The sequence below is a fragment of the Puia sp. P3 genome (assembly GCF_050632245.1).
Lineage (GTDB): Bacteria > Bacteroidota > Bacteroidia > Chitinophagales > Chitinophagaceae > Puia.
In genome coordinates, this window is the sequence record NZ_CP192583.1 from 2,373,319 (window position 1) to 2,393,297 (window position 19,979).

A 19,979-nucleotide genomic window follows, 5' to 3' on the forward strand; every position below is an offset into this window, starting at 1 on the left:
ATAACTCGTGATGAAAGGAAATATATTTTTAAGACGGCCTGTAACGGCAATCGTTGTGTCCCTGGTCATTTTGCTGGTCGGTACGCTGGCAATTCTGAACATGCCGATCAGCCAGTATCCCGATATAACTCCGCCGACGGTGCAGATCACCAGTAACTTTGTCGGCGCCGACGCACAAACGGTTGAGCAGACTACGACAACGGCGATCGAGACCCAGGTCAACGGCGTTCCCGGTATCGCCTATATGCAAAGCAATAGTTCGAACAACGGTAACTCGCAGATCACGGCAACGCTCAACATCGGCGCCGACCCCAATATCGTGGCACTGGACATCCAGAACCGCGTAGGTATCGCAACGCCAACCCTGCCACAGCAGGTACAGCGCCTGGGTGTCACCACGCTCAAACGTAACCCGGCGATCCTCATGCTGGTGGCCATCTATTCACCGGACAATTCGCACAGCATTCCCTTCATGGACAACTATGCCAATATCTATCTGCGCGACATCCTGCTGCGCGTACCAGGCGTAGGTGACGTATTCAGTCGCGCCGACAATTTCTCGATGCGCGTGTGGCTGAAGACCGATAAGCTCGCACAACTCGGTCTTACGTACAACGACGTGCAGAACGCGATCAACGAACAAAATATACAGGTGGCTGCGGGCTCCGTCGGTGCACCGCCGCAGAATTCCGCTTCGGCCTTCGAGTTTACCGTATTCACCAACAGCCGCCTGACCACCGAAGAACAGTTCGGCAATATCGTTATCCGGTCGAACCCTCAGCAGAATTCCATTGTTTACCTGAAAGATATCGCCCGGATTCAGCTGGGCAAGGTCAGCTATGCTTCCAACTCCTTCGTGGACGGACAACGCGCTTCCTACCTGCTGGTCTACCAGGCCCCCGGCTCCAACGCGCTTTCAACGGCAGAGGGCGTTTATAAGGCGCTCGAAGCACAAAAGAAATATTTCCCCGCGGGCATCGACTATAAAGTGCCGTTTGAATCGATATCTGTCGTAAAAGTATCCATCGACGACGTTGTCAATACGCTGCTGATCGCGCTGCTGCTGGTGACGATAGTGGTCTTTCTCTTCCTTCAGAATTGGCGGTCCACACTGATCCCCGTGCTCGCCATACCCGTGGCGATCGTGGGTACTTTTATCTTTTTCATACCTCTGGGCTTTACCATCAATACCCTGACCATGTTCGGCTTTGTACTGGCCATCGGTATCGTGGTGGATGACGCCATCGTCGTAGTGGAAGCGGTACAGCACTATATCGATACGGAACACCTGTCGCCGAAAGAAGCGACGGCCCGCGCTATCGCCGACATTTCGGGGCCGGTTGTCGCCATCGCCCTCATTCTTGCCGCGGTGTTCGTACCCGTCGGCTTTATTCCAGGCATAGTAGGCCGTCTTTATCAGCAGTTCGCCATCACCATCGCGATCTCCGTACTGATCTCGGCCTTTGTCGCCCTCTCGCTGACCCCCGCACTTTGTATGCTGCTGCTGCGGGAACACCACATAACCAAACAATCCCGCGGTCTCAATTATTTATTCTACCGGTTCAACGAATGGTTCCGCCGTTTCAGCCTCCGCTATACCATCGGGGTAAAGGGCTGGATCAAGCACGCGCCGCTGGTCATCATCCTGCTGGCCTGTATATGTGTCGGCGATTTTTTCCTGTTCAAGTCCAAGCCGACGGGATTTATCCCGACCGAAGACGACGGCCGTCTTTACATCTCTTTTGAGATACCCGAAGCCGGATCGACTACCCGCGCCATACGGGTCCTGGACAGCATACAGCATATTGCCCAGCGGACGCCAGGAGTTGCGCACACTGCGGCCCTCGGCGGTCTGAACATTCTGACATTCGGGACCAAGTCCAACGCCGGTAGTATCTTTGTCCAGTTCAAGCCCTGGGACGACCGGAAGGAGAAATCCCAACAGTTGATGGGTATCGTCGCAGAGCTGAACAAACGATTTGCGGCTATTAAAGAAGCTCGCATCGTCGTTATCCCGCCGCCGGCCATCCCCGGCCTCGGCAACGCAGGCGGTTTCAGCATCCAGGTCGAACAACGACAGTCCAACGACGATATCAGGACCTTCGAAAAGGTCGTCAACCAGTTCGTGGCCGCCGCCAACAAACAGCCGGAGATCGGCCAGGCATTTACCTTCTTCAGCGCCCACACACCGGGCTTCCAGGTGGACGTCGACCGGGACAAGGCCAAGAAGCTGGGTCTCAATCTCGCGGATGTCTACAATACCATGCAGATGTATATGGGAAGCACCTATATCAACCAGCTGACCATCTACGGCCGCAACTTTTACGTGGTGGCCCAGGCGGACACCGGTTACCGCAACGATATCCACAGCATGGACAAATACTACGTGAAGAATGTAGCCGGACAGATGATCCCGCTGAGCACGGTGGTCAACTACCGACAGACGGAGACCGCGCCCCTGATCTCACACTTCAATATCTACCGCAGCGCCGAGATCGACGGAGGAGCCAAAGCAGGCTACAGCAGCGGTCAGGCCATCGAAGCGCTCAACCGCGTAGCCGCCCAGACATTGCCCGAAGGCTATGGCGTGGAGTACAGCGGTCTGTCCCTGCAGGAGATCAAGTCGGGCAACAGCTCGACCTATATCTTCGCGCTGTCCATCGTCTTCGTCTTCCTCTTCCTTGCCGCCCTTTACGAAAGCTGGTCGGTGCCTTTCTCGGTACTCCTTGCGGTGCCGATAGGGGTGTTCGGGGCCATCCTCACGCTGACCTTTATTCCGCGACTCACCAATAACGTATACGCGCAGATCGGCCTGATCACGCTGATCGGTCTTTCGGCAAAAAATGCCATCCTGATCGTGGAATTTGCCAAGGAGCGCGTCGACAGGGGTATGGGCGTGGTCCCCGCGACACTGGACGCGGTCAAGCTGCGTCTCCGCCCCATCCTGATGACATCCGTCGCCTTCCTGCTCGGGGTACTTCCCCTTGCACTGGCTTCAGGCGCCAGCTCGGTCGCCCGTAATACCATCGGCTATACCGTGCTGGGCGGGATGTTCGCCGCAACCAGTCTGGCCATCTTCGTCGTCCCGGTCCTCTTCGTGGTGATCACCAAATGGACCTACGGCAAGAAGAAGCTGGAAGAACTTCGAAACCAGGAATACAAACTCGCAGAGTAAAAATACAAGACCCGCCGCCAGGCGGGTTTTTTTATTATTCTGTCCGCAGACTCTTCACCGGATTGGCCGTCGCCGCCCGGATGGCCCTGACACTGATGGTTAACAGTGCGATCGTAAAGGCGATCCCCGCCGCCAGCAGGAAGACGCCATACCCGATGCCGACCGGATAGGCAAAATCCTGCAGCCATTTGTTCATGAAAAACCAGGCCACCGGCGCCGCCAGCAGAAAAGCCAGCCCCACCAGACGCAGGAACCCCCGGCCAGCAGCGCAACGATCCCCTTTACGTCGGCGCCCAGCACCTTGCGGATCCCGATCTCCTTCGTACGCTGTTCGGCCGTGAACGTCGCCAGCCCAAAAAGACCAAGACAGGCCACAAAAATGGTCAGCCCCGCAAAAATGGTGAGGAGAATTCCGGTATGGCGTTCGTTCTTATACATCTGGTCATAGCGCTCGTCGAGGAAGGACCAGGAGAATGGCGCCTCCGCCGTCAGAGAGTTCCAGCTCTTTCGCATACTGGCCAGAACGCCCGGGATATCATCGGTTCTGACGCGGACGATGGTCGTTCCATCCATCCTGTCCAGCACCATGATCACGGGGGTGATCCGCTGGTGAAGCGACCTGAAATTGAAGTCTTTCACTACGCCGACCACATGCCAGGTCTTTTTACATCTCCTTCATATCTCGAGAGGGTATGCCCGACGGCGGCGTCCGGCGCCCACCCAAAGGCCCGGGCAGCCGTTTCATTGACGATGGCGGCGCTGGAATCCGCGCCAAACGCCCTCGAGAAATTGCGTCCCGCCGCCAGTGACATCCCAAGAGTGCCCAGATAACTCTCGTCGACGCCATACCGGATGCCCTTTATCTGCCGGAGGCTCTCGTCATCCGGGTAGGTAAAAAAATTATTGTTGTCGCTCGGGCCCGCCGGCAGGTATTCGCTGGCGCTGACGCTGGCAATTCTCGGGTCCTGCCGCAGCTGGTCCCTGAACGCGTTCAGATTTTTGCCCAGCCAGTAGGTTTCTTCCACGACGACGACTTTATCCCGGTCATAGCCCAGCTGTCTGTGCTGGATATACGACAGCTGCCGGTAGACTACCGCCGTGCCGATGATGAGACAGATAGAAATAAAGAACTGGAAGACGACCAGCCCGCCGCGCAGACCGGCGCTTTTCCTGTCACCCCCGCTGCGCGTCTTCAGCACGGCGATAGGGTTGAAGGCCGACAGGAAAAAGGCAGGATAGCTGCCCGCCAGCAGTCCGGTGAACAGACCTGCGAGCAGCAGACCGGGGATCAGCCACGGCGAAAGGGTCAGGTCCAGCTTCAGCTGCAGTCCGGTCAGCCGGTTGAAAAAGGGTAGGACCAGCCATACGATGGCCAGGGCCAGGACGAGGGCAAAGGCTGTCAGTAGCAGGGACTCGGAAAGGAATTGCTGGACCAGCTGCCGCTTTTCCGAGCCCAATACTTTCCGGATGCCTACCTCCCGGCTTCTCTTCGCCGCGCCGGCCGTGGAAAGGTTCATAAAATTGATACACGCGATCAGCAGGATGAAGACCGCGATCACGCTGAAGATATACACGTACTGGATATCGCCGTAAGGCTCGAGGTCTCCGGTGAGATCCGAATGCAGGTGGATATCGGTGAGCGGCTGGAGATAGAGCCCGATCGAACTGCCGTTCTGCCTGAACTGCGACAGCGTCATATGGAGGGCCCTTTCCATCTGCGGGGCGATATGGCTGTCCACGGTCTGGGGCAGCCGGGCCTCCAGCTTGTGGTAGTCGTATCCTTTTGGCAGGACCAGATAGGTGAAGAAATTGGAGTCCATCCAGCTGTCCGATCTGGCCTCCTGGAGTGAGGACATGGAAGCGAAAAGCCCAAAATGGAAATGGGAGGCTTCCGGGACCGCGTCGATCAGCCCCGTCACAGTCATCGAATTATTGGCGTCTTTGAAGACCAGGACCTTCCCGACCGGGTCGGCGTCCCCGAAATATTTCTTCGCCACATCCCGGGTGATGACCACCGTATTGGGTTGGAGCAGGGCGGTCCTGGCATTCCCTTTTACCAGAGGAAGCGTGAATACCCGAAAGAAATTCGAGTCGACAAAAGCGAGCTGGTCGTCGCGGAATAACTTATCGCCATAGGCGATCCGGGGACGACCCATATTGCGGATGCGGGTCGCGTCCAGCACCTCCGGAAAATCCTTTTTTAGCGTGGCGGCAACCGGCGGCATCACGTGCGCCTCCTTCAGATCGTCGCCCTGCATCCGTCCTTTTATGACGACCCGGACGATCTGACCGGCCTTTTCATTGTACCGGTCATAGCTGAGCTCGTGTTGGACAAATAGCAGGATAACCATACAGGTCGCCAGGCCAAGAGCAAGGCCGAGGACGTTGATGGCCGTAAACACCTTATTCCGGCGGAGGTTGCGCAGGGCGATCTTGAGATAGTTGCTGAACATGTGCAGTGGATTTGACAGTTTATGACCGGCTAAGAGAATGCCAATTTCATATTATGCTGATTATCACTTCCCTGCGACGAGTTATTTCGGGCGACTGTTCAATTTCGATACAAGTTCTGTTCACTTTTTCCGATGACAGATTGTCTGGCCCCTGTTTGGACCTGCCTTGCCGCCAGGAGGCAAAATAAGACGATTTAAAGGGGTGGGGGAGCCCGTGACAACCGGGAGCCAATTTTTGTTTTTCCGGCCTCTGAGGGATTTTGTATTTTTAAAAGACCGGGCTAATACCCCTGGTTTTTCCGGCGTGGAACACCGCTTTTTAGCCGGAAATAGGTTGCCAGGATTGGTAGTATTTTCTAAAGTGAGTTTACTAGTTGATATACATAGGTTTATCACCAATTATATCTATTTAAAATAGATCATTTGCAATCTCGGTTTCGGATCAATAATCGCCAGTTTTGCAAATTGCAACAAAACCGTTCTATTTAATAAAAATTATGACATTAATAACTGATTTGCAATATTTTCCAAACGTCAACCTCTTTAAAATTTCGTCTGAATTTTCGAATATCGTTTTTGAACAATATGAGACCTATCAAAAAATGAGTTTTCGCAACCGTTGTCAGATCACGGGTGGCGAAGGGATCATCAATCTGAACATTCCGCTCGAAGGAGGAAGGGACCAAAAACCCTGATGAAGGATGTCAGAATTGCAGACGCTCAGCCCTGGCAAGCCCAGCACTGGAAGACGATCGTCTCCTGCTATAGCCGTTCGCCCTGGTTCGAGTTTTACAAAGACGAGTTGGAGATATTGTACAAAACGCGGTATGAAGCCCTGATGGATTTCAACCGGGCCTGCTTTGAATGGGTGGTAAAAAGACTGCGTCTGCCGGTGGAGATATCGCTGACGGAAAGCTATAAACCAGCTTATTCATCCGAAGAAGAGGTGGATTGGCGGGGGCGGTTTTCCCCCGGCCGCCGGGTCCAACTGGACGAGGTTTCGCCCGTCCGGTACCGTCAGGTATTCGAGGAGCGGACAGGATTCATCCCTGGATTGTCCGTCCTGGACCTTATCTTTTGTACCGGAAAAGAAGCAATTAAATATATACGATCGTAAGGTGACGGGCCTTCTTCAGGCGTTTTTGCAGCTCGTCCAGTTTTTGGATATAGGCCCTTTGCAGCCGCAGCTGCTGTTCGATAAGGGCCCTCTGTTGTTTGAGATTCTCCTGTCCTTCCTGTGTATAGCCTTCGGCCAGCATGCTGCTGCCGCTGTTTGATCATATCGAGCTGCGCCATCAGGTCAAGCTGCAGTTTTTGCATGCTCCGGGCGATCTCCCGCTGGGCCTCCATCTGGAGGCGGGCCAGTTTCTCCTCGGGACGGAGCGTATCCTCTTCCACTAGAGTGGAAGGTAAAGCTGGCATTTGGCACGAAGGGTAGTCCTTTCTCTCTGGCCTGTTCGGGAACCTCGGCCTTCTTCTGGTTGATCGAATATTCCCGGTCCGCCTTTTGGATAATGGCTACGAGGTCCCCTGGTTGTTTTCCACCCGCCGTCTTCAGCGGTATTGATCACCATTACCTTTTCTTCGACTACCGGATGGCGGTTCGTTCGGGCAATCCCTTCCATCGGCGGTCGGCGCTCCGCTCCGGCGGCCCCGACAAACGAGGATCCCTTGTCTCCAGTGCTGAGGCTGCACCGGGGGAATGGTGGCTGTATGATTAAAGACGATATGATCCGGGATGGTAGAGGGCCTGACGGTTTCCGTCTTCGCGGTTGTTGGCATTCCGGCGGGCTCGATTTTGGCAGGCTGCGCCGTAAGCGGCTGGGGTGGCGGAGCCGGCCGGTTTGGCCGGGTCAGGGATACCGCCGTCAGCAGAAGCACCAGGAACAGCAGGGCGAAAGGCCCCGGTTTGTCGCCGGTGCGCTGCTTCATCAGAATACGTTTCGCCCGTTGCAGCAGCAGCTGGTCGTTGCTGCCGCCCGTCGCCGCCATCGCCAGCGCCGTCTGCCGGTCATTGCTGGCTACGGCCAGAAGCGCAGAGACATAACTGTGCGGGTCATAGCTGAACTGCAGCACCTGGTCGTCGCAGCAGTGTTCCCGCTCTTTTCGGAGGTCGGCGATTAGCCGGCGTACGAATGGGTTGAAGAAGAACAGCCCTTCCAGCAGCGTTACCACCAGGTTGAGCAAAAAGTCATTTCGGCGGATATGCGCCAGCTCGTGGATGAGGATGGCCTCGACCTGTGCGGTCGTAAGATTGCTGCAGATCGCCAGAGGGAGGAGGATCACCGGCTTCAGGAAGCCCAGGGTCACGGGGACCTGTACCCTCGAAGACAACCAGACGCCGACCTTCTGCCGGATACCCATCTGGCTCGCGCTCCGGACAACGAAGACCCTGTATTCCGGCGCTATGCGCGAAAGTCCATGGCGGGCGAGGCGCATGGAGCTAAAGTAAAAATAGAAGTATCTCGACAATAATATAATGAGAATCAGTAGGTAAAGCGATGAGCCATAGGGGATGACAGATGCGATGAATTCGCGGACGGGTCGTATCGGAAAAGCGCCCGAAAAGCCCGGTCCACCCGTAATCCAGGTAAGAGCAAAGCTCAGCGCCGACCAGCCCGTACCGGCGAGAAGGAGCAGGAGGAGGAAGGCATGACGGGTATGGGCGGGAGCCTTGCTGAAAAATAAGGATAAACAGCTGATACAATAGCCACAGCAAACCCATTTGCCAGAGACTGTTGAACAGCGACCAGCCCAGTGCCTGCAGTAAAGCGGATTGGGTCAGGATGTGCATGGTTATTGACTTTTCAGGTTATCCAATAGCTGCTGTATCTCTTCCAGCTCGGCCGCCGAAGCCTTGTGATTACCGAGCGCCTGCAGGACAAGCACGGCCGGCGAACCGCCGAACAGGGAATTGATCATCTTCCCCACCAGATGTTTCTGTGTTTTTTCCTTGCTTACCGAGGCCTGATAAATATGGGTCTTGAAAGAATCGTCGCGTTTTACCAGCCCCTTTTCGTGCATGATCTGCATCAGCTTGAGAGTGGTGGTATAGCCGGACTCCTTCGTTTTGAGCAGCTCCTCGTGTACCTCTCTGACGCTGGCTCTGGCTTTTCTCCCAGAGGACCCGCAGGATCTCCAGCTCGCTCTCTGTAGGTTTAATAGTCTTACTGGACATACAAAAGAAAATTTGTCAACTAATTTACGACATATTTCGTAATTGGATGTTAAGGTATGGCGAAAAATATGAGGAGAGGTCCCCGACGGCGCGTTCACGCGGGGGGTATGGTTCACCCGGAGGGCCACCGCACTGGCCAGTAGTCGGTTCACGCCGGAAACGACCGGACAAAAAAAGCCCCGATGTGGAAACACCGGGACTTTGGTATTTGGATCTGATTAGTGTCGTAATTTGCTGACATCGAAAAACATCCGCGTCAGGGTAGTAAAGATAGGGTTTGCATTTCAAAAGAGAACAAAAACCCCTTACTTTTTTGTTAATGCATCGTTACAACAGCCGTTCCGGGAGCAGCCGGGCTTACGACGACCGTCTTTTCCACCTGCTTGTGCTTCACCGCAACGCCCTCGCGGGTGTGGAAGAGAGAAGCAAGGGTGGGGGCGATGACCAGGGGACACGATGGACATCAGCTTGATGAGGATATTCATCAGAAGGTCCCGAGGTATCCTTGAACGGATCGCCAACCGTATCACCCGTTACAGACGCCTTGTGAGGATCGGATTTCTTATAGTGGATCTCGCCGTTGATCTCCACGCCTTTCTCGAACGATTTCTTGGCATTGTCCCAGGCGCCGCCGGCATTGTTCTGGAAGATACCCATCAGTACGCCGCAGACGGTCGCACCGGCGAGGAATCCGCCCAGCGCTTCGGGTCCGAGCAGGAAGCCGATGATCAGCGGGAAAAGAATGGCGATCGCTCCGGGGAGGATCATCTTTTTGATAGAAGCTCTGGGTGGAGATAGCCACGCATTTGTCGTATTCCGGCGTGCCCGTTCCTTCCATGATCCAGGAATGGTCCTGAACTGCCGGCGGACTTCTTCCACCATCGCCATGGCCGCTTCACCAACCGCCTGAATGGCGAGGGACGAGAAGACAAAGGGGATCATGCCGCCGACGAAAAGACTGGCCAGCACTTTTGCCTTATAGATATCGATGCCCTGTATACCTGCAACTCCAACGAACGCGGCGAACAGCGCCAGCGCCGTCAGCGCCGCGGATGCGATCGCAAAGCCCTTACCGGTAGCAGCAGTGGTATTACCAACGGCGTCGAGTACGTCTGTCTTCTCGCGCACTTCTTTCGGCAGCTCGCTCATTTCCGCGATACCGCCGGCGTTGTCGGCAATCGGACCAAATGCGTCGATGGCCAGCTGCATTGCGGTCGTCGCCATCATACCCGCGGCGGCAATTGCAACACCATAGAGACCGGCGCAGGCGTAAGAGCCATAGATGCCACCAGCCAGCACGAGTATCGGCAGGAAGGTGGACTGCATCCCTACGGCGAGACCGCCGATGACATTCGTTGCGTGGCCCGTACCCGACTGCCGGATAATGCTCAGCACCGGGGGCTTGCCCATGGCCGTATAGTATTCTGTAATAATGCTCATCAGAGTGCCCACCACAAGGCCGACGGCGATAGCGCCGAGCACGCCCCATTTGGTGAACTCAACACCGCGCAGGACCATGGTCTCAGGCAGTACGTAATTGACCAGACCGATACAGGCAATGGCCGTGATGATGATCGAACCCCAGTTACCCATGTTGAGCGCTTTCTGAACCGTATGTGTATTGATCCCGGCCGAATCGCTGATCCGGACGAACCACGTACCTACGATAGAGAAAGGATACCGGCGCCGGCGATCAGCATCGGAAGAAGTATCGGCGCCATACCGCCGAACATATCGTCGGACTGCGTTTCCTGGCCGAGTACCATGGTGGCCAGTACGGTTGCTACATAGCTGCCGAACAGGTCGGCTCCCATGCCTGCAACGTCTCCCACATTGTCGCCTACGTTGTCGGCGATCGTGGCCGGGTTGCGGGGGTCGTCCTCGGGGATGCCCGCTTCCACCTTACCCACCAGGTCGGCGCCTACGTCGGCCGCCTTCGTATAAATACCACCACCCACACGCGCAAAAAGAGCTATCGATTCAGCGCCCAGCGAGAAGCCCGTCAGGACTTCGATCGTACGCTGCATTTCTTCGGAATTGACTGCCGCTTCGGGGGCGAATATGGCTTTCAAAATAATAAAGAGACCACCAAGACCAAGGACCGCCAGACCGGCGACGCCGAATCCCATGGCCGAACCGCCGTTGAAAGATACCTTCAGGGCGCTTGCAAGACTGGTTCGGGCCGCGTGTGCAGTCCTCACGTTGGCTTTTGTAGCGCTGCGCATACCGATGTAGCCGGCAGTCGCGCTCAATACGGCACCTATGATAAATGCAACGGCGATGAACCAGTGCGAATGCGGATTGCTGTTGCCCATCAGCGCGAGGAGGATGGCGGCGATGACCACAAAATAGGAGAGGATCTTCCACTCCGCTTTCAGAAAGGCCATCGCTCCTTCAGCGATGTGCTTGCTGATGTCCTGCATCCGTTGGTTGCCCGGATCCTGCTTGGAAACCCAGGAGAATTTGATAAACGTGTAAAGAAGACCGACGGCCCCCAGTACGGGAACTAAATAGATCAATTTGTCCATAAGTGTGTAGTTCAATACAGAATTTCTACTCTCTGCAATCGTTATTTACCAGCAGATAGTCAAAAGATGGCGAAAATAGGGGAAAAATATATAAGATAAAAAAATGAGGGCCGCGAATCCAGGCCTCAAAAAGAATTAGCCGGACCCGAAAGAACCAGCCCGGACATAAAAGAAGAACGATCCCGGACCTACCTTCAGTTATAGGGCCAGAGATCGTTCATTCATCAAACTCAACGAGAATTGATTTGGGCCTCTGAACCAAAAAAACTCTCCCGGGTTTAGGGGTCTGTGCTCAGGTTGTAAGGGTCAAGAGCCAGATACTACTAAGGGTCTTGCTATTCACTGCTGTATAAGGGGAATCGAAATGCATGCCAGTCGGATAATTTTTTGATGTTCAATAATTTATGTATTTTTGGAGACACCCTGTATTCCCATTTCCGGAATTTTTATCCAAAATTGGACCATACGGCATTTCTGGCCTTTTCGGACCGATACTTGCAACGTTCGCAACGATTTAACAATCAAAAGACAACCAGGAGCCTGAAGGTTTCGTCCCGGTACTTAACTTTATAGTGACACATGCTTTTCCGACAGCTGCTTATTCTATTGACCGTCCTTACTGCCACTACCCTCCAGACAAGGGGTCAGATCAACGGCTGCTCCACCCTTGGACAAACTCCCGGCACGGCCTTTCCGGTCTGCGGGATCTCCACCTTTAAGCAGGATTCAGTACCACCCTGTCCGGGGGCGAGGATCCCGGTACCCTGTTCCGACAACGCGCAGTATTCAGACATCAATCCTTTCTGGTATAAATTCACCTGCTATACCAGCGGCACGCTGGGTTTTCTCATCACCCCCACTACGTCGTCGGACGACTACGACTGGCAGATCTTCGACGTGACCGGCCACGATCCGAACGACGTATACACACAGTCCAGCCTCTTTGTCAGCGGCAACTGGTCTTCCAATTCTGCAGGCACGGGTACCAGTGATAACAAGAACGGTTCGATCAACTGCGCAGGACCGGCCTATCCCAATATGAACTCGATGCCCAATATCATCCAGGGCATAACTATCTGCTGCTCGTCAGCCATTTTACCAATACTAACCAGAGCGGCTACTCGCTGGTTTTTTCGGGAGGAACGGGCAGCATTACCGACCCGGTCAATCCGGTGCAGAAGTCCGCGACGCCGGTCTGCTTCGGCGGCACGATCAACGTGGCGCTCAACAAAAAAATGAAATGCAGCAGCCTCGCGCCCGACGGCAGCGATTTCCTGATTACGCCGCTGCCGCCGGGAGTAAAAATAACAGGCGCGACCGCCAACGCCTGCAGCAGCGGTTTCGACATGGACACCGTGAGGTTGACCCTCAACGGTTCGCTCGTCGTCGGCAACACCTACACCGTCGCGGCCGCCCTGGGCTCCGACGGAACTACACTGGAAGACAATTGTAATAACCAGATACCTGTCGGCCAGTCCGTGACCTTTACACTGGTAGCGCCCGTCCCGACGCCGATGGACAGCATGGTCCCCCGGGCTGCGCCCCTAATAATATCCGGCTGATCTTTAAAAAAGGCATACTCTGTTCGTCAGTCGCAGCCGATGGATCGGATTTCAGCGTCACCGGTCCGGTTCCCGTGACGGTCGCGGGTGTCAGCATGAACTGCGACGCTTCCGGATATACAAGCATGATCCAGGTCAATCTTTCCGCCCCGATCCAGACGGCCGGCAATTTCCGGATCACGCTCCAACTGGGTGACGACGGCAATACATTTTACGACGAATGCGGCCTTCCGACCCCCACGTCCCATCTTGATTTTGTGACCAGCGATACCGTCTCTGCCCAGGCATTCAGGGCCTCGCTCCTCGAGGGATGTAAAATGGATACCATCGACATGTCCTATCCTTCAAAGGACGGCGTCAACCAGTGGATGTGGGTCTTTGACAATACCGATACCAGCCGCGCGCAGAATCCTCCCCGCCATATCTATCCGGCTACCGGCACGCACAGCATGCTGCTCGTCGTCAGCAACGGCGTCTGCAGCGATACGCTAAAGACTTCAATCGCGCTCAACAACGAAGTAAAAGCGGCTTTCGAGGCCCCCAATATCGTTTGCCCGCGGGACTATACCCAGTATAAAAACAACAGCACCGGCCTGGTCGACTACTGGGACTGGGACCTCGGCGACGGCACTACCAGCAATCTTCAGACGCCCATCGACCATCTCTATCCCATCACGGGTGAGGAGACCTATTATACGATCCGGCTGATCGTCGGCAACAACAGCATCGGCTGCCAGGACACGGCCATACAAAAGATCGACGTACTCAAATCCTGCTATATCGCGGTGCCGACGGCCTTTACTCCCAACGGGGACGGACTCAATGACTATCTCTATCCCCTGAATGCATTCAAGGCGGATAACCTCGTTTTTAAAGTCTTCAACCGCGAGGGACAAATGGTGTACGAGTCCCACAGCTGGACCGACCGATGGGATGGGCGGATACACGGCACCGATGCCCCCGCGGGCACCTATGTCTGGTTCCTCCAGTATGTCGACCGCGACAGCAAAAAGCCGTTCCTCAGAAAGGGGACCTCCATACTGATAAGGTAGTCCCCGGCAGGACCCCGCCGCCCAGGGGTAGAAACCCTCCCGTGTGGAACCAACCAGAAATAAAAAAGCCCCCGGTAGCGGGGGCCTTCTCATTTTTGAATTTTTGTAGAAGAACCTGTAAGCCTGAAAAAAACCAAAAAAACCTTTTGTACAATGTGATGGCCGTCAACATGGTGTAAGGTAATATCTTGATAAGAACTTGTTCGTTGTGGTCTGATGTATAGGATGCGAAACAAGTGCCAAAACCTAAGCCCTTGTAATGTAAACATTTGCAAGTTTCCGGCTCAGATTTGACTTCCCTGGGTGGGAAAAAGATTCCTGGCCAAGGAATTAGTGCAAAAAGGACACAATTTTGCGATCGATCCGGCGTTTTTCAAGTATATCCAATATCTTCTAAAATCTAATGCAATCCCTATGACCCCTTATATCCGTAACAATCAGGACCACCTGGCTGAGGAGTTCAGACGTTTTGACAATTATCTTCTGCAGGAAAGCAGGATCGCACTGCTGAAGATCCAGAGCTGGCAGTTTGCCATGAAAACTCCTGAGGTAGGAGAGCACTACCAGCAGGAAGCTACCGATATGGTCAAGAAATCCCTTTTGAGCTTTGTACCCAACAGTTTTGTGCTCAGCGAAGAAGGCTATTACTATAAACCACTCTCGAACTAACTAACTACTTACAACATAAAAGCCCGTCATTGACGGGCTTTTTTATTTTGCGCTCTAAAAGACCTAAGCCTTGTCAAAGCTCACGCATTCCTTCAGTTCTTTTTCGCTATAAGCGATCCCATACTGCTTCAGTACGTCCTGAGGGACCCCATTCCACTGGTTGGGCACATTACCGACATAACCGATATCCTTGTAGCCGATCTGAGTGGTGTAAAATCCGGTGGCGGTAAGGTTGCGCATCAGATTGAAGAACGCCACACCCTGGGTCAGCCACGGCTTGTCCTTCGCCCTATCCGGCCACGCGATATCGTCGACCATTTCCATCTGTTGCTTGCCGTCGCAGTCCTTGAACGCTTTATCATAGCGGTTGAGGCACTGCATGTCCAGCCACCGGAGACCGCCCCGCATCGGGGTCTGGTGTTCCGGCATATCATTGACGATGTACTCGATGAACTCGGGTACCTTTGCTTCCGACGCGCTTCCGCTGATATCGTCCTTCGGGATGATGATATCACCCAGTATGGTGATCGTCGCCATTTCCTCCGGCGTAAAAAAGTAGCTTTAGACCTGACCTCTTTTTCGTGCGCGAGCTCTTCCTTCATCCGGTTGTAGCCGCTGGGGTTCAGGTCTTTTTCACCGGCCTGTGCGTCTGCTTTCTGCTCCGGCTTTTTGTCTTCCGGGTTAGTACAGGCCTCGACCAGTACGCCGGTACTGACGCCGCCGACGAGAAGGGCTTTGATCGATTTTCTTCTGTCCATGGTGGTCTGTATTTAAATATTATTTTTTTCATTTCGTCAATCAGATGCTCGCTCGCGCGCATCGAGAGCGCAAGAATGGTCCAGGTGATGTTCTTGTCTGCCTGCGAGACGAACGGACCACCGTCCATACAGAAGAGGTTCTTCACCTCGTGCGCCTGGTTCCATTTGTTCAGCGGCGAAGTTTTGGGATCGTTGCCCATCCTCACGCTGCCCGCTTCATGGATGATATTGCCCGGTGCGTGCAGCCCCCAGTTGTTGTGATCGCCGTCCTTGTGCCCGTGCGTGACGACGGCCCCCATCGCGTGGAGTATCTGCGAGAAGGTCTCCTTCATGTGCTTGGCCTGCTTGATCTCGTATTCGGAATGGCTGACGTTGAAACGCAACACCGGAATACCGTACCTGTCGACGACCTTCGGGTCGATCTCGCAGTAGTTCTCCCTTCTTGCAACCGCTTCGCCGCGGCCCGCCATATGTACGGAAGCGCCATAGAGGGCGCGGTAGTCTTTTTCAGCGCGGCGCCATAGCCGCCCGCTTCCTTTTTCGTACCCATCACCTGGGAGTTGCCGTTCAGCTGCTCGATACCCCACTGGAAGCCATAAAGAGGCATGCCCATGCCGCCGCCGAATTCGATATGATAGCCTCGGGGAAATCCAGCTTCTTGTTGTCGAGCCACCAGGGAGCATACACGTGCATGCCGCCGACCCCGTCCTCGTTGTATCTTTTGCGGTCGATCAGGTGCGGCAGTATACCGCCCATATCGGCACCGGTCGAATCGTGGAGATACCTGCCGACTACGTCACTGCTGTTGGCCAGCCCATTGGGATGGCGCGGCGATTTGCTGTTCAACAGCAGCCTTGCGCTTTCACAGGCGCTCGCGGCAAGGATGACCGTCCTTCCACTGACCTGATACTCCTGCATGTCCTCCTTATTGATATAGGAAACGCCGGTAGCCAGACCTTCTTTATCGGTCAGCACTTCGCGGGCCATGGCGTTGGTCACCAGATCGACATTACCAGTTTTCAGGGCGGGTATCACCAGGACCGAAGAAGAAGAGAATCGCCATAGACCTTGCAGCTGCGGCCGCACTGCGAGCAGAAGAAACACTGTCCTCGTTCGTTGTTGATCTGCTTGGTCAGAATCGATAGCCGGGAGGGGATGACGGGGACGCCGACAGTACCCGCAGCCTTCTTGATCATCAGCTCGTGAAGCCTCGGTCTGGGAGGAGGCAGGAAGAAGCCGTCGGGGTCGTTTTCCAGTCCTTCGTTGGTGCCGAAAACTCCGATGAGCTTGTCTACTTTATCATAGTAAGGCTTGACGTCATCATAGCCGATCGGCCAGTCATCGCCAAGTCCGTCGATGCTCTTTCGTTTGAAATCCTTGGGGCCAAAACGCAGAGAGATACGACCCCAGTGGTTCGTACGGCCGCCCAGCATACGGGCGCGCCACCATTCCCACGACGTCGTACCGGGGTTGCCGGTTTGGGTATAAGGCTCTCCATCCACTTCCCAGCCCCAGTAGCAGCCGTCGAAATCACCAAAGGGACGAAATTTGGTGGATGCGCCCCTGCGCGGCGACTCCCAGGCGCTTCTCAGTTGATTGCTATCCGTCTTCGGATCAAACATCGGTCCCGCTTCGATCAGACATACTTTCAGCCCTGCATTCGCCAGCACGTAGGCGGCCATGCCACCGCCCGCGCCTGATCCCACAATAACTGCATCGTATTTTTTAGGCTGCTTCTTGATATGGAGGTCTCCCATACTTGATTGATGGTTTTTGTACTTTACTTTGGACGAACCCTTCGCAGGGTCTCAAAAGTGAAAAAGGTAAATTTAAAGGTTTAGCAAAACAGCAAACAAATTTTATTTTCGTTCACCCGACGACTGGTCGCGGATTGTCTTAAACTCAGAACCCCCTTCCATGCCGGCCATTCACGGCCATCGGCAAGGCGTTGTCCTATATTATATACCAGCAGCATATCCCCGAGTGCGCCATCCAGATTCCAGGTCGCGGCGTTGTATTCGTCCGCCGGCTGGTGATAGCGCTCGCTGGTGTATTCATCGTGCTTCTTCTTTCCGAAAGCGGGCCCCGGGTTTTGTCATCCACACCGCCATCAGCCGTCAGCGAAGGAACACCCGCGCGGGCAAAATTGAAATGGTCGCTGCGGAAATAGTGCCCGGCTTCCGGATGATCCTCCGGCGCTATATACCGCTGCTGCTTCTTCGCCTCTTCCGCCAGATAGTCTTCCAGTTCGGACTGCCCCTTGCCACTGTAGGTAATATCTTTTGTAGGTCCGTAAGTATTCAGTACGTCGATATTCAGGTTGGCCACCGTCTTTGCCAGCGGATATACCGGGTGCTGCGAATACCAGGCGGAACCGAGCAGTCCCTGCTCTTCCGCCGTTACCGACAGGAAGACGACCGTGCGCCACGGCTTCGGTCCCTTCATGAATGCGCGCGCGATCTCCATGATAGCCGCCGTGCCGCTGGCATTGTCGGCCGCTCCATTATAGATCGAATCGCCTTTTGCGTCGGGCTTTCCGATTCCCAGATGATCCCAGTGCGCCGAGTAGATGATATACTCGTCCGGGTGTTCTGTTCCCGTGATTTTCGCGACGACGTTGTGGGAAAGATCATAGACGTGTTTAGCCTTCACGGAAGCCGATAGCTTCAGGTTCAGCGGAATCGCTTTAAACCCTCTTTTTTTGGCGCTCTCCAGCAGACTGCTGTCTTTTCCCGCCGCCGCGAGCATCTTTTGCGCCGTTTCGCTGGTGATCCAGCCCTGGACCGTCAGCCTGTGGAGCGGGGCTGTTGCGCGTGTCCAGGTGGAGTTTGACGCCGCCATTGCTGGTCTGCACCACCTGGAAAGGGTAGGAGGCTGGCGCCGTGGCGTGGATGATCAGACAGGCTTTCGCGCCCTGTCTTGCCGCCTCTTCATATTTGTAGGTCCAGCGTCCATAATAGGTCATGGTATGTCCCTTGAACAGCGTGGAGTCATAGAAACCCGGGTCGTTGACCATGACGACAACGGTCTTTCCTTTCACGTCCAATCCCGCATAGTCATTCCAGTTATATTCGGGGGCGACTACGCCAAAGCCGGCGAATACGATTTCGTTGTCGTCGAGGGTGTTGACGGAATCCGGCTTTTCTGTCCACAGGACAAAGTCGTTCAGGTTCTGAAAAGACAACTTTGCTTTGGGAGACGCGACGGTCATCGCGGACGGGGCGGCGGGACTGATCTCTACCAGCGGAACGTCCTGGGTATAGCTCTTGCCGTTGCCCGGCTCGAGGCCCAGCGCAGTATAGGACCGGACAAGATAGTCGATCGTCCTTTTCTCGCCGGCGGTGAAGGGACGGCGTCCCTGAAAGGAATCGGATGAAAGCGTCCTGATCTCTGATATCAAACTATCCTTTATAAAAGGCGTCCCGCCGGTGTCGGCGGGATTGTTAGTGCCGTTTTGGTTGCAGGCGATGACCCCGCCTGTGAGAACAGCAAGCAGCGAGTAGCGTAGTAGTTGATGATGCATAGGGTGTAATATACACCAAAATCCTTACTGCCCCTGCAGCCAGGCAAGCGCCGCGTTCCGTGCGGGGTCTTCCGCTCCTTCGGGTAAAGTCGCCACCAGTCTGTCCGGCTGGATGCTGCCCATGCAGATATTGCCCTTGTGGTCGGCTTCCTGACAGACAGTGAGCACGAGCAGGCTCTTATCGGAAAGTTCGTAGGTAGCGTTAGCCGTAGTCAGCCCCGCCGTTGGCTCGCCGATCAGACAGGTCTGCGCCCGCCCCCTGAAAGCAAGGGCGACGATCTCGCCAGCGCTGACGGTCCTCCGGCTGGTCAGCACGACGATCGACTTGCGGTCGCTCCGCGTCCTGTAGCCGCGACTGCTCACCCGGCATAGAACATGCCGGCCCTGGAAAAGCGGAGCCGTCTCTGTAGGAGATCGGGATCCGCTGGTCCCCCGATACAAAATAGCCATAGACACCGTCTCCCAGCAGGGGACCGATACCCGCCAGCATCGGCCAGCAATTGCCGCCGGAATTCTTGCGCAGGTCGATGATCCACCTTGAGATATTGCGGCTGTCGAGCCGGGCTATCAGCGTCTGAAGGCTGTCTGCAATTCGCAGACAGACAAGGGAGTCGGTCGAGCTCACCCAGGGGATGGTGAGGTAGGCGATGCTGTCCTGCAGCCATTCTCCCCTGATCTCGCCCACCAGTAGCGAAAGGTCGGGGAGCGGCATATCCGGCCCGTCGGACTCGCCGGTATAACGGCTTGCCTTATCCGGAGGCATGATGAAACTGTGGGGTTCATTCAGCTGATGAAAACACCAGCTGATGGTCGCATAGGCGTCTTCACAGCTGACTGCTTCGCGAAGCCGGGCTTTGGCTTCCGCGGCCAGCACAGGCCACGATACGTCGCCGCGCCGGTAGTAGTTCTTTTCCATGAAACCCAGCGTCTCGTCCAGCAGCCTCCCGGCTTTTTGCCGGCAGGGCATTTCGATACTGTCGCGGATGGACGGGGACTGGCCAAAGGCCGATGCGAGAACAAGCAGCAAAAGGGACAGGAATATCGGTCGGAGCATGCTGATCGTGTTTATATGACGAAATAA

22 protein-coding genes and 1 pseudogene are annotated in these 19,979 nt (G+C 55.0%); 8 read left to right on the forward strand and 15 right to left on the reverse strand.

Features of this window, described 5'->3' with window-relative positions:
- The first annotated feature begins 10 nt into the window (after positions 1–10).
- On the forward strand, positions 11–3,175 hold the full coding sequence (locus ACQ86N_RS14210) for an efflux RND transporter permease subunit (protein ID WP_431215708.1): 3,165 nt from the start codon (positions 11–13) through the stop codon (positions 3,173–3,175).
- Between the two features lie 34 nt (positions 3,176–3,209).
- Here ACQ86N_RS14210 and ACQ86N_RS14215 read toward each other — a convergent pair whose 3' ends face one another.
- From ACQ86N_RS14215 to ACQ86N_RS14225, 3 genes are read right to left on the reverse strand one after another with little or no spacing between them, the layout of a single operon-like run.
- Positions 3,210–3,371 (reverse strand): hypothetical protein, encoded by a 162-nt coding sequence (locus ACQ86N_RS14215; RefSeq protein ID WP_431215709.1) that lies wholly within the window; start codon positions 3,369–3,371, stop codon positions 3,210–3,212.
- Complete coding sequence (locus tag ACQ86N_RS14220) at positions 3,368–3,826, reverse strand: ABC transporter permease (RefSeq protein ID WP_431215710.1); 459 nt, start codon at positions 3,824–3,826, stop codon at positions 3,368–3,370. The genes ACQ86N_RS14215 and ACQ86N_RS14220 overlap by 4 nt, the downstream gene beginning before the upstream one ends.
- The gene (locus tag ACQ86N_RS14225) at positions 3,814–5,628 is read right to left on the reverse strand and encodes an ABC transporter permease (RefSeq protein ID WP_431215711.1); all 1,815 of its coding nucleotides are present in this window, start codon (positions 5,626–5,628) and stop codon (positions 3,814–3,816) included. The genes ACQ86N_RS14220 and ACQ86N_RS14225 overlap by 13 nt, the downstream gene beginning before the upstream one ends.
- Positions 5,629–6,125: 497 nt before the next feature.
- Between ACQ86N_RS14225 and ACQ86N_RS14230 the strand changes: the two genes are divergently transcribed.
- On the forward strand, positions 6,126–6,323 hold the full coding sequence (locus tag ACQ86N_RS14230) for a WbqC family protein (RefSeq protein WP_431215712.1): 198 nt from the start codon (positions 6,126–6,128) through the stop codon (positions 6,321–6,323).
- A complete protein-coding gene (locus tag ACQ86N_RS14235; RefSeq protein ID WP_431215713.1) occupies positions 6,323–6,745 on the forward strand; it encodes a WbqC family protein in 423 nt (140 codons plus the stop codon). Before ACQ86N_RS14230 ends, ACQ86N_RS14235 begins: the two co-directional genes overlap by 1 nt.
- On the opposite strand, the gene ACQ86N_RS14240 is transcribed toward ACQ86N_RS14235, so the two are convergent.
- The gene (locus ACQ86N_RS14240) at positions 6,726–6,887 is read right to left on the reverse strand and encodes a hypothetical protein (protein ID WP_431215714.1); all 162 of its coding nucleotides are present in this window, start codon (positions 6,885–6,887) and stop codon (positions 6,726–6,728) included. The genes ACQ86N_RS14235 and ACQ86N_RS14240 overlap by 20 nt on opposite strands.
- On the opposite strand from ACQ86N_RS14240, the gene ACQ86N_RS14245 reads away from it, so the two are divergent.
- Positions 6,886–7,029, forward strand: coding sequence for a hypothetical protein (locus tag ACQ86N_RS14245; protein ID WP_431215715.1), 144 nt, complete (start codon positions 6,886–6,888; stop codon positions 7,027–7,029). The two genes, ACQ86N_RS14240 and ACQ86N_RS14245, sit on opposite strands and share 2 nt — an antisense overlap.
- 153 nt (positions 7,030–7,182) lie before the next feature.
- Here the strand turns inward: ACQ86N_RS14245 and ACQ86N_RS14250 are convergent, their stop codons facing one another.
- The 3 genes and pseudogenes from ACQ86N_RS14250 to ACQ86N_RS14260 all read right to left on the reverse strand — a co-directional run bounded on the left by ACQ86N_RS14250 (position 7,183) and on the right by ACQ86N_RS14260 (position 11,334).
- Positions 7,183–8,331, reverse strand: a complete 1,149-nt coding sequence (locus ACQ86N_RS14250; protein WP_431217416.1) for a M56 family metallopeptidase — start codon at positions 8,329–8,331, stop codon at positions 7,183–7,185.
- Positions 8,332–8,424: 93 nt separating this feature from the next.
- Entirely contained in the window at positions 8,425–9,000 is a 576-nt protein-coding gene (locus ACQ86N_RS14255) for a BlaI/MecI/CopY family transcriptional regulator (RefSeq protein WP_431215716.1), read from the reverse strand.
- Positions 9,001–9,196: 196 nt separating this feature from the next.
- Positions 9,197–11,334 (reverse strand): annotated as a pseudogene (locus ACQ86N_RS14260) (sodium-translocating pyrophosphatase).
- A 579-nt stretch (positions 11,335–11,913) separates the two neighbouring features.
- Here ACQ86N_RS14260 and ACQ86N_RS14265 point away from each other — a divergent pair.
- From ACQ86N_RS14265 to ACQ86N_RS14280, 4 genes are all read left to right on the forward strand, one after another.
- Positions 11,914–12,573, forward strand: coding sequence for a hypothetical protein (locus ACQ86N_RS14265; protein WP_431215717.1), 660 nt, complete (start codon positions 11,914–11,916; stop codon positions 12,571–12,573).
- Positions 12,570–12,896, forward strand: a complete 327-nt coding sequence (locus ACQ86N_RS14270) for a hypothetical protein (protein ID WP_431215718.1) — start codon at positions 12,570–12,572, stop codon at positions 12,894–12,896. The genes ACQ86N_RS14265 and ACQ86N_RS14270 overlap by 4 nt, the downstream gene beginning before the upstream one ends.
- Positions 12,897–12,970: 74 nt before the next feature.
- A complete protein-coding gene (locus tag ACQ86N_RS14275) occupies positions 12,971–13,948 on the forward strand; it encodes a gliding motility-associated C-terminal domain-containing protein (protein WP_431215719.1) in 978 nt (325 codons plus the stop codon).
- Between the two features lie 414 nt (positions 13,949–14,362).
- Entirely contained in the window at positions 14,363–14,617 is a 255-nt protein-coding gene (locus ACQ86N_RS14280; RefSeq protein ID WP_431215720.1) for a hypothetical protein, read from the forward strand.
- Positions 14,618–14,680: 63 nt separating this feature from the next.
- Here ACQ86N_RS14280 and ACQ86N_RS14285 read toward each other — a convergent pair whose 3' ends face one another.
- The 8 genes from ACQ86N_RS14285 to ACQ86N_RS14320 form a co-directional block, all read right to left on the reverse strand.
- Complete coding sequence (locus ACQ86N_RS14285; protein WP_431215721.1) at positions 14,681–15,154, reverse strand: gluconate 2-dehydrogenase subunit 3 family protein; 474 nt, start codon at positions 15,152–15,154, stop codon at positions 14,681–14,683.
- Between the two features lie 85 nt (positions 15,155–15,239).
- Positions 15,240–15,962: a GMC oxidoreductase gene (locus ACQ86N_RS14290; protein ID WP_431215722.1), complete on the reverse strand. Its 723-nt coding sequence runs from the start codon at positions 15,960–15,962 to the stop codon at positions 15,240–15,242.
- On the reverse strand, positions 15,943–16,410 hold the full coding sequence (locus tag ACQ86N_RS14295; protein WP_431215723.1) for a GMC family oxidoreductase N-terminal domain-containing protein: 468 nt from the start codon (positions 16,408–16,410) through the stop codon (positions 15,943–15,945). Before ACQ86N_RS14295 ends, ACQ86N_RS14290 begins: the two co-directional genes overlap by 20 nt.
- Positions 16,407–17,132: an FAD-binding protein gene (locus ACQ86N_RS14300; protein ID WP_431215724.1), complete on the reverse strand. Its 726-nt coding sequence runs from the start codon at positions 17,130–17,132 to the stop codon at positions 16,407–16,409. Before ACQ86N_RS14300 ends, ACQ86N_RS14295 begins: the two co-directional genes overlap by 4 nt.
- A 196-nt stretch (positions 17,133–17,328) precedes the next feature.
- Positions 17,329–18,123 (reverse strand): M28 family peptidase, encoded by a 795-nt coding sequence (locus ACQ86N_RS14305; protein ID WP_431215725.1) that lies wholly within the window; start codon positions 18,121–18,123, stop codon positions 17,329–17,331.
- A complete protein-coding gene (locus ACQ86N_RS14310) occupies positions 18,062–18,898 on the reverse strand; it encodes a hypothetical protein (RefSeq protein WP_431215726.1) in 837 nt (278 codons plus the stop codon). The genes ACQ86N_RS14305 and ACQ86N_RS14310 overlap by 62 nt, the downstream gene beginning before the upstream one ends.
- Before the next feature lie 24 nt (positions 18,899–18,922).
- Positions 18,923–19,213 carry a S41 family peptidase gene (locus ACQ86N_RS14315; protein ID WP_431215727.1) on the reverse strand — a complete coding sequence of 97 codons (291 nt, stop codon included), beginning with the start codon at positions 19,211–19,213 and terminating at the stop codon, positions 18,923–18,925.
- Positions 19,101–19,952: a S41 family peptidase gene (locus tag ACQ86N_RS14320; RefSeq protein WP_431215728.1), complete on the reverse strand. Its 852-nt coding sequence runs from the start codon at positions 19,950–19,952 to the stop codon at positions 19,101–19,103. Before ACQ86N_RS14320 ends, ACQ86N_RS14315 begins: the two co-directional genes overlap by 113 nt.
- Between the last annotated feature and the right edge of the window lie 27 nt (positions 19,953–19,979).

Bases quoted from the DNA above. Each gene is read 5' to 3' on its own strand.
- ACQ86N_RS14230 (WP_431215712.1), top strand. From the start codon at position 6,126: ATGACATTAATAACTGATTTGCAATATTTTCCAAACGTCAACCTCTTT.
- ACQ86N_RS14320 (WP_431215728.1), bottom strand. From the start codon at position 19,952: ATGCTCCGACCGATATTCCTGTCCCTTTTGCTGCTTGTTCTCGCATCG.
- ACQ86N_RS14225 (WP_431215711.1), bottom strand. From the start codon at position 5,628: ATGTTCAGCAACTATCTCAAGATCGCCCTGCGCAACCTCCGCCGGAAT.
- ACQ86N_RS14215 (WP_431215709.1), bottom strand. From the start codon at position 3,371: ATGAACAAATGGCTGCAGGATTTTGCCTATCCGGTCGGCATCGGGTAT.
- ACQ86N_RS14210 (WP_431215708.1), top strand. From the start codon at position 11: ATGAAAGGAAATATATTTTTAAGACGGCCTGTAACGGCAATCGTTGTG.
- ACQ86N_RS14265 (WP_431215717.1), top strand. From the start codon at position 11,914: ATGCTTTTCCGACAGCTGCTTATTCTATTGACCGTCCTTACTGCCACT.
- ACQ86N_RS14245 (WP_431215715.1), top strand. From the start codon at position 6,886: ATGCTGCTGCCGCTGTTTGATCATATCGAGCTGCGCCATCAGGTCAAG.
- ACQ86N_RS14310 (WP_431215726.1), bottom strand. From the start codon at position 18,898: ATGCATCATCAACTACTACGCTACTCGCTGCTTGCTGTTCTCACAGGC.
- ACQ86N_RS14235 (WP_431215713.1), top strand. From the start codon at position 6,323: ATGAAGGATGTCAGAATTGCAGACGCTCAGCCCTGGCAAGCCCAGCAC.
- ACQ86N_RS14270 (WP_431215718.1), top strand. From the start codon at position 12,570: ATGAAATGCAGCAGCCTCGCGCCCGACGGCAGCGATTTCCTGATTACG.
- ACQ86N_RS14285 (WP_431215721.1), bottom strand. From the start codon at position 15,154: ATGGCGACGATCACCATACTGGGTGATATCATCATCCCGAAGGACGAT.
- ACQ86N_RS14300 (WP_431215724.1), bottom strand. From the start codon at position 17,132: ATGGGAGACCTCCATATCAAGAAGCAGCCTAAAAAATACGATGCAGTT.
- ACQ86N_RS14305 (WP_431215725.1), bottom strand. From the start codon at position 18,123: ATGCTCGCGGCGGCGGGAAAAGACAGCAGTCTGCTGGAGAGCGCCAAA.
- ACQ86N_RS14280 (WP_431215720.1), top strand. From the start codon at position 14,363: ATGACCCCTTATATCCGTAACAATCAGGACCACCTGGCTGAGGAGTTC.
- ACQ86N_RS14240 (WP_431215714.1), bottom strand. From the start codon at position 6,887: ATGCTGGCCGAAGGCTATACACAGGAAGGACAGGAGAATCTCAAACAA.